Annotated in this window: 1 protein-coding gene; it reads right to left on the reverse strand. The window is 63.3% G+C overall.

The window, feature by feature from the left end:
• On the reverse strand, window positions 1-217 hold a 217-nt coding region (locus GUI70_RS23885), incomplete at its 3' end, for a transposase (protein WP_306468324.1).
• Window positions 218-226: the final 9 nt, after the last annotated feature.

The following is a 226-nucleotide window of genomic DNA, read 5'->3' on the forward strand; positions in this document are numbered from 1 at the left end:
TGCGCAGCCCGTCCACTACAGCGTCCTTGCGGATCCGAAGAGCCCATTTGATGCCCTGCTCACGCAAGAACGCAAACCATGCCCCACCAATGAACTCACGGTCGGCCACCAGGCCCTTCCAGCGTCTCGCTGGAAGGGCCTTCAGCAGTCGCTTCACCAGGTCTAGACGATGATCGGTGCGGCTGTTGCCGTCGTGGGGGAGGGCCGTCCAGACCAGGGGTAGGGT

The sequence above is a fragment of the Deinococcus alpinitundrae genome (genome assembly GCF_009982895.1).
Classification (GTDB): domain Bacteria; phylum Deinococcota; class Deinococci; order Deinococcales; family Deinococcaceae; genus Deinococcus; species Deinococcus alpinitundrae.